Source organism: Nocardioides gansuensis, assembly GCF_003076135.1.
In the GTDB taxonomy this organism is placed as follows: Bacteria; Actinomycetota; Actinomycetes; order Propionibacteriales; family Nocardioidaceae; genus Nocardioides; species Nocardioides gansuensis.
The window spans coordinates 373,450-385,475 of sequence record NZ_QDGZ01000003.1 but is presented as its reverse complement, the minus strand read 5'-3'; the positions used below and the strand labels follow the sequence as shown (position 1 = coordinate 385,475).

Annotated in this window: 6 protein-coding genes and 2 pseudogenes; 6 read left to right on the top strand and 2 right to left on the bottom strand. The window is 70.3% G+C overall.

The window, feature by feature from the left end:
* Nucleotides 1-38 precede the first annotated feature (38 nt).
* The 4 genes and pseudogenes from DDE18_RS08825 to glgB all read left to right on the top strand — a co-directional run.
* A pseudogene (locus tag DDE18_RS08825) lies at nt 39-2,036 on the top strand (alpha-1,4-glucan--maltose-1-phosphate maltosyltransferase); the annotation flags it as partial.
* 25 nt (nt 2,037-2,061) lie between these two features.
* Nucleotides 2,062-3,850 (top strand): annotated as a pseudogene (gene treS / locus DDE18_RS08820) (maltose alpha-D-glucosyltransferase); the annotation flags it as partial.
* Nucleotides 3,847-5,229, top strand: a complete 1,383-nt coding sequence (locus DDE18_RS08815; RefSeq protein ID WP_116571861.1) for a maltokinase N-terminal cap-like domain-containing protein — start codon at nt 3,847-3,849, stop codon at nt 5,227-5,229. The pseudogene treS and the gene DDE18_RS08815, both read left to right, overlap by 4 nt.
* A gap of 71 nt (nt 5,230-5,300) precedes the next feature.
* On the top strand, nt 5,301-7,481 hold the full coding sequence (gene glgB, locus DDE18_RS08810; RefSeq protein ID WP_116571860.1) for a 1,4-alpha-glucan branching protein GlgB: 2,181 nt from the start codon (nt 5,301-5,303) through the stop codon (nt 7,479-7,481).
* Between the two features lie 50 nt (nt 7,482-7,531).
* On the opposite strand, the gene DDE18_RS08805 is transcribed toward glgB, so the two are convergent.
* On the bottom strand, nt 7,532-8,419 hold the full coding sequence (locus tag DDE18_RS08805; protein ID WP_116571859.1) for a hypothetical protein: 888 nt from the start codon (nt 8,417-8,419) through the stop codon (nt 7,532-7,534).
* A gap of 196 nt (nt 8,420-8,615) precedes the next feature.
* Between DDE18_RS08805 and DDE18_RS08800 the strand changes: the two genes are divergently transcribed.
* Together DDE18_RS08800 and DDE18_RS08795 are read left to right on the top strand one after the other, a co-directional pair.
* Nucleotides 8,616-10,463, top strand: a complete 1,848-nt coding sequence (locus tag DDE18_RS08800; protein WP_116571858.1) for a multicopper oxidase domain-containing protein — start codon at nt 8,616-8,618, stop codon at nt 10,461-10,463.
* A 10-nt stretch (nt 10,464-10,473) separates the two neighbouring features.
* Nucleotides 10,474-11,217, top strand: coding sequence for an NUDIX hydrolase (locus DDE18_RS08795; protein ID WP_116571857.1), 744 nt, complete (start codon nt 10,474-10,476; stop codon nt 11,215-11,217).
* Here DDE18_RS08795 and DDE18_RS08790 read toward each other — a convergent pair.
* Complete coding sequence (locus DDE18_RS08790) at nt 11,193-12,026, bottom strand: aldo/keto reductase (RefSeq protein ID WP_116571856.1); 834 nt, start codon at nt 12,024-12,026, stop codon at nt 11,193-11,195. The two genes, DDE18_RS08795 and DDE18_RS08790, sit on opposite strands and share 25 nt — an antisense overlap.

The window sequence follows — 12,026 nt, the reverse complement described above, 5'->3', positions numbered from 1 at the left end:
CATTTCTTTGATCGATCCAACAACGCGTCCACGCAGCCATGGCCGAGCCCCGCCCGCCATCGCTTTCGCACGGTCCCGCCGTGGGCGTCGGCTTGCGCAGTCACCACGGCTTCGCAAGTGTGTGTCCCATGGTTGGTCGCATTCCTGTCATGGACGTCTCCCCCGTCGTCGACCTCGGCCGGCAGGCGGCCAAGGCCACCCTCGGCGAGCCGATGCCCGTACGGGCCACGGTGTTCCGCGAGGGCCACGACCAGCTCAGCGCCGAGGTGGTGGCGATCGACCCCTTGGGCACCAGGCGGGCGCCGGTCCGGATGACCAGGGTGGCCGAGGTCCCCGACCGCTACGAGGCGTGGATCGTCCCTGACACCGAGGGCGCCTGGTCCTTCGAGATCCATGCCTGGTCCGACCCTCTGGCCACCTGGGAGCACGATGCCGGCATCAAGATCCCTGCCGACGTCGACCGGGAGCTGATGTTCACCGAGGGCCGGCTCCTGCTCAACCGGGTGATCGCCGCCGGCGGCCTCGACCAGCGCGAGCTCTCCGTGCTCTCGGGTGCGGCGCAGGCTGCCGCGGACACCTCCCGCCCGGTGGCGGCCAGGCTGGCAGCGCTCCAGGCCCCGGAGCTCGAGCGCGTCCTGTCCACCCACCCGCTGCGCGAGCTGGTCACCGTCGAGGGCCCCTACCCGTTCTTCGCCGACCGCGAGCGTGCGCTCTTCGGCAGCTGGTACGAGTTCTTCCCGCGCTCCGAGGGCGCCACCCGGGACCCGGTCAGCGGCAAGGTCAGGTCCGGCACCTTCCGCACGGCTGCCGAGCGCCTCGAGGCCGTGGCCGCCGCGGGCTTCGACGTGGTCTACCTCCCCCCGATCCACCCGATCGGCCGCGTCAACCGCAAGGGCCCCAACAACACGCTGACCCCCGGTCCGGACGACCCTGGCTCGCCGTGGGCGATCGGCGCCGAGGAAGGCGGCCACGACGCCGTACACCCCGACCTCGGCACCCTCGACGACTTCGACGCGTTCGTCGAGCGCGCCCACGAGCTCGGCCTCGAGGTGGCCCTCGACCTGGCCCTCCAGGCGGCGCCCGACCACCCCTGGGTCACCGAGCACCCGGAGTTCTTCACGACCAGGGCGGACGGGTCCATCGCGTACGCCGAGAACCCACCGAAGAAGTACCAGGACATCTACCCGATCAACTTCGACAACGACCCCACCGGCATCTGCCGCGAGGTGCTGCGCATCGTCCGCCACTGGATGTCGCACGGCGTGCGGATCTTCCGCGTCGACAACCCCCACACCAAGCCGCTCGCCTTCTGGGAGTGGCTGCTCAAGGAGGTCCGGCGCACCGATCCCGACGTGATCTTCCTGTCGGAGGCGTTCACGCGGCCGGCGATGATGCACGGCCTCGGCGCGATCGGCTACCACCAGAGCTACACCTACTTCACCTGGCGCAACACCAAGGCCGAGCTGCAGTCCTACCTCACCGAGCTGAGCTCGCAGAGCGACCACCTGATGCGGCCCAACTTCTTCGTGAACACGCCCGACATCCTCCACGCCTACCTGCAGTACGGCGGGCCGGCGGCGTTCAGGATCCGTGCCGCGATCGCGGCCACCGCATCTCCCAGCTGGGGCGTCTACGCGGGCTACGAGCTCTTCGAGCACGTGGCGGTGAAGCCCGGCAGCGAGGAATACCTTGACTCGGAGAAGTACCAGATCCGGGTCCGCGACTGGAAGGCCGCCGAGGCCGACGGCCGCACCCTCACGCCGTACCTGACGCGGCTCAACGAGATCCGCCGGCAGCACCGCTCGCTCCAGCTGCTGCGCAACCTGACAATCCACCACACCGACGACGAGCACGTGCTGGTCTACAGCAAGCGTGCCGCCACCGACCGCGGGGACGACATCGTGATCGTGGTGGTCAACGTGGACCCGCACTCCACCCGCGAGACGATGGTGCACCTGGACATGCCGGCGCTCGGCCTGGGGTGGCACGACTCGTTCGTCGCCCACGACGAGATCACGGGCGAGGACTGGAGCTGGGGCCAGCACAACTACGTGCGGCTCGACCCCGGCCACGAGCCCGCGCACATCATCACCGTCAGGAGGCTGCAGTCGTGACCGAGCCCGTTCTCCACGAGCACGACCCCGAGGAGTTCGAGGACACCAGCACCACCGCCGAGCACCCGGAATGGTTCAAGACCGCGGTGTTCTACGAGGTGCTGGTGCGCTCCTTCCGCGACAGCAACGGCGACGGCACCGGCGACTTCAAGGGCCTGATCGAGAAGCTCGACTACCTCCACTGGCTCGGCGTCGACTGCCTGTGGGTGCCGCCGTTCTTCATGTCGCCGCTGCGCGACGGCGGCTACGACGTGGCCGACTACAACGGCATCCTCCCCGAGTGCGGCACCGTGGAGGACTTCCACGACTTCCTCGACGAGTGCCACAAGCGCGACATGCGCGTGATCATCGACTTCGTCATGAACCACACCAGCGACGCACACCCGTGGTTCCAGGCCAGCCGATCGGATCCCGACGGCCCCTACGGCGACTTCTACGTCTGGTCCGACACCGACGAGCTCTACGAAGAGGCCCGGATCATCTTCGTGGACACCGAGCCGTCCAACTGGACGTGGGACCCGGTCCGCGGGCAGTACTACTGGCACCGGTTCTTCCACCACCAGCCGGACCTCAACTTCGACAACCCCAGGGTCCACGACGCGATGCTGGACGCCATGGCGTTCTGGCTCGACATGGGCCTGGACGGCTTCCGGCTCGACGCGGTGCCCTACCTCTACGAGCGCCCCGGCACCAACGGCGAGAACCTCAAGGAGACCCACGAGTTCCTCAAGAAGGTGCGCCGGTTCGTCGACGAGAACTACCCCGGACGCGTGCTGCTGTGCGAGGCCAACCAGTGGCCCGCAGACGTGGTGGAGTACTTCGGCGACCCCACGGTGGGCGGCGACGAGTGCCACATGGCCTTCCACTTCCCGGTGATGCCCCGCATCTTCATGGCGGTCCGGCGCGAGTCCCGCTACCCGATCTCGGAGATCCTCGAGCAGACGCCGACCATCCCGTCGGGCTGCCAGTGGGGCATCTTCCTGCGCAACCACGACGAGCTGACCCTGGAGATGGTCACCGACGAGGATCGCGACTACATGTGGGGCGAGTACGCCAAGGACCCCCGCATGAAGGCCAACATCGGCATCCGCCGCAGGCTGGCGCCCTTGCTGGACAACGACGTCAACCAGATGGAGCTGTTCACCGCGCTGCTGCTCTCCCTGCCCGGCTCCCCCGTCCTCTACTACGGCGACGAGATCGGGATGGGCGACAACATCTGGCTGGGTGACCGCGACGGCGTGCGCACCCCGATGCAGTGGACGCCGGACCGCAACGCGGGCTTCTCGGCCGCGACACCGGGCCGCCTCCACCTGCCCGCCATCCAGGACCCCGTCTACGGCTACCAGTCCGTCAACGTCGAGGCGCAGCTGGAGAACTCCTCCTCGCTGCTGCACTGGACCCGGCGGCTCGTGCACTCCCGCCGGCGCCACCCGGCGTTCGGCCTCGGCACGTTCACCGACCTCGGCGGCTCCAACCCGTGCGTGCTCTCCTACATCCGCGAGCACGAGGCGGACGGACAGCGGGACGTGATCCTCTGCGTCAACAACCTCTCCCGCTTCCCGCAGCCGGTCGAGCTCGACCTGCGCCACTGGGAGGGCATGGTGCCCATCGAGCTGCTCGGCGGCGTGCCGTTCCCCGCGATCGGCGAGCTCCCCTACCTGCTCACCCTCGGCAGCTACGGGTTCTACTGGCTCCGGCTGATCGACTCACCCCGACAGGAGGAGGCCACGCCATGACCGAGATGCTGCGCGACTTCATCGAGGGCGCGCGCTGGTTCGGCGGGAAGGGCCGCGACTTCACGCTCGCGTCCGTACGCCGTGTCGGTGAGCTGCCCGGCAGCCCCGACGGGGTGCACGTGACGATCGAGCTCGCGGAGGTCTCCTACGGGGCCGACAGTGAGCTCTACCAGCTGCCGCTGTCCTGGTACGGCGAGCAGCAGGAGCGCCTCTCGCACGCGCTCGTCGGCTCGTGGGAGGACGAGGAGTTCGGCAACGCGTTCGTCTACGACGCCCTCCACGACCGCGACGCGATGCAGCTATGGCTGCACGCCTTCGCCGACGCCGGTGAGCGCGCACCCGAGGGCCCGCTGCTGTTCCACCGTCTGCCCGGTCATGAGCTCGACCTCGACGCCCATTCCACGCTCTTCAGCGGCGAGCAGTCCAACTCCTCGGTCGCCTTCGGCGAGGACTCGCTGATGAAGGTGTTCCGCAAGGTCACGCCCGGGGTCAACCCCGACATCGCGATCCACGAGGTGCTCACCACAGCCGGCTCCGACCACGTCGCCGCGCTCTACGGCTGGCTCGACGTGGTCGACGAGGAGGCCGACTCGGTCATCCAGCTCGCCATGCTGCAGCAGTTCCTCCGCACCGCCAGCGACGGCTGGGAGCTCGCGCTGTCGAGCGTCCGCAACCTCTTCGCCGAGGCCGACCTCCATGCCGACGAGGTCGGCGGCGACTTCGCCGCCGAGTCGGCGCGGCTCGGCGTGGCCCTCGCTGAGACCCATGAGGTGCTGGCCGCCCACTTCCCGACGGCCGTGCGGGACCGTGAGGAGATGGGGCGCCTCGCCGACGCCATGCGGCAGCGGCTGGACGACGCGCTCGAGGTGGTCCCCGCCCTGGGCGAGTTCGCCGACAAGCTGCGTGAGACCTTCGACGCGCTCGGCTCGCTCGAGGGGGTGAAGGTCCAGCAGGTGCACGGCGACCTCCACCTCGGCCAGACCCTGCGCACCGTCAAGGGCTGGAAGCTCGTCGACTTCGAGGGCGAGCCGGCCAAGCCGCTGGCAGACCGGCTGCTCCCCGACTCGCCGTGGCGCGACGTCGCCGGAATGCTGCGGTCGTTCGACTACGCACCGCAGGTGGTGGCACTGACCGCGTTCGCCACCGACACCGGCGACGTGGAGTTCCAGCAGGCCTACCGGGCCGCCGAGTGGTCGGCCCGCAACTCCACGGCCTTCCTCGCGGCGTACGCCGGTCGCGAGCTGACGCCGGACGAGCGCGTCCTGCTCTCGGCGTACGTCGCCGACAAGGCCGTCTACGAGGCGGTCTACGAGGCGCGCAACCGCCCGGCGTGGGTGTCCATCCCGCTCGCCGGGATCGCGCGGCTCTCGGCGCTCTGAGTGGTCGGCGTCAGGCGGGACCACTAGGGTGAAACGGGTAGGCACACCCCGGACAGGGAGGGCGATACCGCATGGTTGAGACTACGTCCGTAGACAGCTCCGAGCTCGATCTCCTCACCGAGGGCCGTCACGGCCACCCGCACGCGATCCTCGGACCACACGTCCACGACGGCGGGGTCACCGTGCGCGTGCTGCGCCACCTGGCCGACAGCGTCGCCATCCGCCACGGCGAGACCGTGACCCCGCTGGAGCACGTGCACGGCGGGATCTGGGCCGGCGAGCTGGACGTCGCGACCGTGCCGGACTACCGCGTCGAGGTGACGTACGACGGCGGCGCGCCCACGTCGTACGACGACCCATACCGCTACCTCCCCACTGTCGGCGAGACGGACCTGCACCTCATCAACGAGGGCCGGCACGAGCAGCTCTGGGACGTCCTGGGCGCCCACGTGCAGCGCCTCGAGAGCGGCGTGACCGGCACGTCGTTCGCCGTGTGGGCCCCGTCCGCCCAAGGCGTCCGAATCAAGGGCGAGTTCAACAGCTGGGACGGTCGCGAGCACCCGATGCGACAGCTCGGGGTCTCGGGTGTCTGGGAGCTGTTCGTCCCCGACGTGGGTGCCGGCACGCACTACAAGTTCGCCGTGCTGGGCGCCGACGGCGAGTGGCACGAGAAGGCCGACCCGATGGCGTTCCGCTCGGAGAAGGCTCCGCTCACCGCGTCGATCGTGTGGGAGTCGAGCCACGAGTGGGGCGACCAGGCGTGGATGGAGGCCCGCCGCAGCAAGCAGCCCGTCGACGAGCCGATGTCCGTCTACGAGCTGCACCTGGCGTCGTGGCGCAAGCACTTCGACGGCCGGCTCTACTCCTGGCAGGAGCTCGCCGATGCCCTCGTGCCCTACGTGCAGGACCTCGGCTTCACGCATGTCGAGCTGATGCCGGTGATGCAGCACCCGTTCGGCGGCTCGTGGGGCTACCACGTCACCTCCTACTTCGCCACGGACGCCCGCTTCGGCGAGCCCGACGGGCTCAAGCTGCTGATCGACCGGCTGCACCAGGCCGGCGTCGGCGTGATCCTCGACTGGGTGCCCGGCCACTTCGCGACCGACGAGTGGGCGCTGGCCCGCTTCGACGGCACACCGCTCTACGAGGACCCCAACCCCCAGCGCGGCTGGCACAAGGAGTGGGGCTCCCACATCTTCAACTTCGGCCGCCACGAGGTGCGCAACTTCCTCTACGCCAACGCGCTCTACTGGCTCGAGGAGTTCCACGCCGACGGGCTCCGCGTGGACGGCGTGGCGTCGATGCTCTACCTCGACTACGCCCGCGAGCACGGCGAGTGGACGCCCAACAAGTACGGCGGGCGCGAGAACCTCGAGGCGGTCCAGTTCCTCCAGGAGATGAACGCCACCGTCTACAAGCGCGTGCCCGGCGTCATCACGGTCGCCGAGGAGTCCACCGCCTGGCCCGGCGTCACCGGCCCGACGAGCGAGGGCGGCCTGGGATTCGGCTTCAAGTGGAACATGGGCTGGATGCACGACTCGCTCACCTACGTCTCCAAGGACCCCATCTACCGCAGCCACCACCACGGCCAGATGACGTTCTCGCTCGTCTACGCCTTCACCGAGAACTACGTGCTGCCCATCAGCCACGACGAGGTCGTCCACGGCAAGGGCTCGCTGCTGCGCAAGATGCCCGGCGACCGCTGGCAGCAGCTCGCCAACCTCCGCGCCTACCTCGCCTACATGTGGGCGCATCCCGGCAAGCAGCTGCTCTTCATGGGCTGCGAGATCGGTCAGGAGTCGGAGTGGGCCGAGTCGCGCGAGCTCGACTGGTGGCTGCTCGACCACCCCGAGCACCGCGGCGTCCACGCCATGGTCCGCGACATGAACCACGCGTACGCCGACTCCGGCGCGCTCTGGGGCCGGGACAACTCTCCCGAGGGCTTCCAGTGGCTCGACGCCAACGATGCCAACCGCAACGTCCTCGCGTTCGTCCGGCGCTCCCCCGGCTCTCCCGACGTCGTCTGCCTGGCCAACTTCGCGGCCCTGCCCCACGAGGGATACCGGCTGCCGCTCCCGGCCGCGGGCACGTGGCGGGAGATCCTCAACACCGACGCCGCGGCGTACACCGGATCGGGCGTCGGCAACTTCGGGGTGGTCACGGCCGTCGAGGGCGACCACCACGGCCTGCCGGCCCACGCCGACATCGTGGTCCCACCGCTCGCGACCGTGTGGCTGCGCCAAGAATCCTGACGCAGCCACACCGGTCTGTCCCTGGCTGAGGCGCGAGCCTCAAAGCCGGCTCAGCGCACGTGCACCATCCTGATCATCCCCATGAGCGCGTGCGGCATGCCGTCCATCTTCGGGTCGGGGAAGAAGCACAGGAGGACGTACTGGCCCCTGGGCAGCCTGTAGTTCACCGTCATCGAGTTGCCGGGGCTGAGCGATGACGTCTCCAGGTGTGCCGGCAGCGCCCACGGAGGCGGACCCTGGTCCCCGCTCATGAGAGCCTCCATCACCTGCGCCTTGGTGGTGCCCTCGACGACCTGCTGCATGACGAGGAAGTGCGGGACGTCCTTCGCGGTGTTCTTGAGCTCGAACGTGCCCTTGGCGGGCAGGTGCCTGGAGCCGCCCCACCGCGCCCCGGGCTTCCCGACGATCCTCGCGTCGACGTCAGGTCTGGGGCTGCGCTTCACGCGCCCCGCCCTGAACGTCTCCGGCCTGCCCGGCCGATCCGTGAACACGAAGGTCGTGTACTTCCCGGCCCGGGGCAGCACGACGGTCCCGGTGGTGCCGCTGGGGAACCCGCCGATGAAGTTGGTCTTCCTGATGGCCCGCTTGAGCGCCCTCATGTTGCCCTGGGGCCCGAAGGCCCTACCGAAGTCCGCCAGGAACTTCTTGTAGGAGTAGCGCTTGGCGAACCGGACCACCTCGACCGTTCCCGCCGACCTGCCGGCGACTGTGAGGGAGATGCGGCCGGCGCGCAGGCCGTTCGTGCCCCTGATGGCGGTGATCCTGTCGCCCTTGGTGACGATCGTGACCGACTGGCGCGCCGACTGGCTGCTCGCCGACTGGGCGGCCTGCTGGGCGGCCTGTTGAGCCGTGGCGGTCGACACCAGGGTGGGTGCGCCGACCAGGGCGGCCGCGCAGGCGCCGACGACTGCCGTGCGCAGGTGGACATTGATGGGCATGGCTGAGCTCCAAGGGAGGTGTGTGTGGTCAACTCCCCACTGTGCTCGCGCCGTGGCAGCGTGGTCATCCTCATTTGGAGGGATTCCCGTGCACTCCGGCCGGACCACTCCGGCCGCGGGTCCATCCCCCGGAGGACCATGCAGATAGACCCTTGTGAGGATTCCCTCCACGGCCTGGACGTGCGACAAAGGTGCGGTGAGGAGACCGTGGCGCTTCGCTGCAGCTCTGGCGTGCGCCGCGGCGCTCGCCGTGTACGCCGTGCCCACGGCGCCGCCGGGCACCGACCCGGGCTCGCTGCTGGGCCCAGCGGCGGCGTCCGCCCACAGTGCGGCCACCATCGTGATCGGCCCGGACGCCGCCCAGAAGGGGTTCCAGACCCGCGAGGTCACGATGGCGGGCGGCGGGATGCTCAGCGTCGTCAACCTCGACGGGATCGACCACACGGTGACCTCGGTGGCCGTCGACGCGTCGGGTGAGCCGTTGTTCGACGTCCGCACTCCTCCCGGCTCCACGGTCTCGATCCCGGCTGCTGCCGGGCTGGCGCCGGGCCGCTACGACTTCTTCTGCACGTTCCACCCGCACATGCGGGGCACCCTCGTGGTCGAAGGCGGGGGTGGTGGCGTGGAGCCGGTGCGGCCGGAGTTCCGCCAGCCACTCGTCGTACCTCGCGTGCTGTCCGGGTCCCGGCTCCGCGTGCGCATGCGCGAGGCGCCGGTCCGGGTCCTGCCGGACGGTCCCGCGACCCGGATGTGGACCTACGGCGGCAGCTGGCCCGGGCCCACGATCCGTCGGCGGGCCGGCCGGCACACCCGGGTGACCTTCCGCAACGACCTGCCCAGGCGTGCCGGCGCGATGTCGGTGCACCTCCACGGCGACCACCACGCTCCCGAGCACGACGGCCAGCCCCAGACCCACCTGGTCCGGCGGGGCAAGGCGCGCACCTACGACTACCCACTCACGTTCGGCGGGAAGCCGGAGCCGAGCTCCTTCTTCTGGTACCACGACCACCGGATGGACCACACCACGCGCAACAACTGGCGCGGCCTCCAGGGTATGTTCCTGGTGACCGACGGCAAGGACCTGCGCCTGCCCACCGGCGTACGAGACGTGCCGTTGCTCGTGGGCGACCGCTCCTTCACCGACGACAACCAGCTGGCCAACCCGTTCGCCCACGGTCCCGCCATGCACCACCACGGCGGGAAGATGATGTTCACCGGGCCCAACGCGCCGCCCAACGACATCACCGTCGGCACGCACGTGCTCGTCAACGGCCGCTATGCGCCGTACCTCGACGTCACCGCGACCCGGTACCGCCTGCGGCTGCTCAACGCCTCGCCGTTCACCGCCTACAACTTCGCGCTCTCGGACGGCCGGCCGTTCGTGCAGATCGGCACCGGCAACGGCCTGCTGCGTGAGCCGGTCGTCCGCGACACCATCGTGCTCGGCCCGTCCCAGCGCGCCGACGTGCTCGTCGACTTCCACGGCGAGGTCGGCCAGCGCGTGGTGCTCGAGTCGGTGCCGCTGCCCCCCGGCACGCCCGGGACGGGCGTGCGCGAGACGTCGCTGATGGAGTTCCGGGTGCTCCGGAAGGCCGACGACCGGTCCCGCCTGCCCGCCAGCCTGCCGGGACCCGTGCCCGTCCGCGCACCGAGCAGGGTGTCGAAGACCTGGACCTTCGACCTGCACGGCAACCCGGACACCGGGAGCTTCTGGGGCATCAACGGCAAGACCTTCGTCGACACCCGGATGGACCACCGCGTCCGCCTCGGCAGCACCGAGCGCTGGCGGCTGCGCAACACCAGCGACATGACCCACTACGTGCACATCCACGCGGAGCAGTGGCGCACCGTGCGGCGCGACGGCAAGCGCCCCCCACCCTGGGAGCGTGGACTCGAGGACACCTGGCGCGTCGACCCCGGCGAGGTCGTCGACGTGGCAGCCCGCTTCGAGGACTACACCGGCCCGTTCATGATCCACTGCCACATGCTCGACCACGAGGACCACGGCATGATGGCGCGCTTCGAGGTGCTGCCGCCCCGTTAGGGTTGCGGTCGTGAGCGAGCCGATCACCGTGACGACCGTGGCCGAGGGCGTCGCCCGCCTGGCCTGGGTGCCCGGTCACACGATCGACGAGGTACGCCGCGAGGTCGCCGCCGCCCTCCTGGACCATGCCCGAGTGGAGACCCTCGTCGACCCCGAGGACCAGGGAGCCCAGCGCACTGCCACCTGGGCGGGGCTGCACCGTGAGGGCGTGATGCGCGGGGTGACCGTCGACGGCGCGCCGGTCGACCGCATCGTCTACGCCCGACTGGTCACCGACGCGCCGGTCAACGAGCCGGGCGGCTTCCGGGCGCTCCTCAACTCCTTCCTGCCCCGCAAGCGCGCCATCTCCCAGCTGCTCGTGCGCGATGCGGAGGGCCGGGTGCTCATGTGCCGCCTCACCTACAAGGCCGACTGGGACCTGCCCGGCGGGGTCGTGGAGGTCGGGGAGTCACCGCGGCTCGCGGTGGGCCGCGAGGTCGAGGAGGAGCTCGGCCTCGCCCTGGACGTGGGCGGCCTGCTCCTGACCGACTGGCTGCCGCCCTGGGGCGGCTGGGACGACGCCGTGTGCCTGGTCTTCGACGGCGGCGTGCACGGGACCGACGTCCTGGACAGGGTCGTCAAGCAGGAGCGCGAGATCCGCGACGTCGCCTTCCTGACGCTCGAGGAGGTGCGCGAGCGGGCCGCCGACTTCACCGCCCGCCGCGTGGAGGCCGCACTCTCCGGCGGCGGCTACACCGAGTCCGGACGCAGCTGAGCCAGCGCCTCCTCGTCGAGGACGAGGTCGCGGGCCGCGAGGTTCTCCTCCAGGTGCTCCGGCGAAGCCGTGCCCGGGATCGGCAGCATCACCGGGGAGCGCTGCAGCAGCCACGCCAGCGAGACCTGTGCGGCAGTCACGCCCAGCCGTGTGGCGACGGCGCGGAGACGCGGCTCGTCATCCTCGGAGAGCCAGAGCGGTCGCCACGGCAGGAAGGCGATGCCCTCCTGCTCGCAGTGGTCGACCAGCTCCTCGTCGTCACGGTCGGAGAGGTTGTAGCGGTTCTGCACCGAGACGACCGGCACGACCTGCCGGAACTCCTCGAGCTGCTCGACGGTGACCTGCGACAGCCCGACCCGCTCCACCAGCCCCTGCTCCACGAGCTCCCTGAGCGCGCCGGCCTGGTCGGCCAGCGGCACGCGCGGGTCGATCCGGTGCAGCTGGAGCAGCGGCAGGGAGTCCAGCCGCAGCCGCATCAGGCACAGGTGGGCCTGTTGCTTCAGGTACTCGGGGCGCCCGAGCGGCACCCACGCGCCGTCACCCGGGCGGCAGTGCCCGACCTTCGTGGCCACCACGACGCCGTCGGGAAACGGGTGCAGCGCCTCCGCGAGCAGCTCCTCGTTGAGGCCCAGCGAGTAGGCGTCCGCGGTGTCGAGCAGCTGGCAGCCGGCCTCGACCGCGCGGCGTACGACGGCGATCGCCGTGTCGCGGTCGGGACCCTCGCCGAAGGGGAGGCGACCGGTCAGCCGCATCGCGCCGAACCCGAGCCGGGCGACCGCCAGGTCGCCGATCCGCACGGTCGCGCTCAT

What these genes read in the sequence shown, in the direction of transcription:
- glgB (WP_116571860.1), top strand. Translation starts at nt 5,301, where the DNA reads ATGGTTGAGACTACGTCCGTAGACAGCTCCGAGCTCGATCTCCTCACC.
- DDE18_RS08805 (WP_116571859.1), bottom strand. Translation starts at nt 8,419, where the DNA reads ATGCCCATCAATGTCCACCTGCGCACGGCAGTCGTCGGCGCCTGCGCG.
- DDE18_RS08790 (WP_116571856.1), bottom strand. Translation starts at nt 12,026, where the DNA reads ATGAGCGCGACCGTGCGGATCGGCGACCTGGCGGTCGCCCGGCTCGGG.
- DDE18_RS08815 (WP_116571861.1), top strand. Translation starts at nt 3,847, where the DNA reads ATGACCGAGATGCTGCGCGACTTCATCGAGGGCGCGCGCTGGTTCGGC.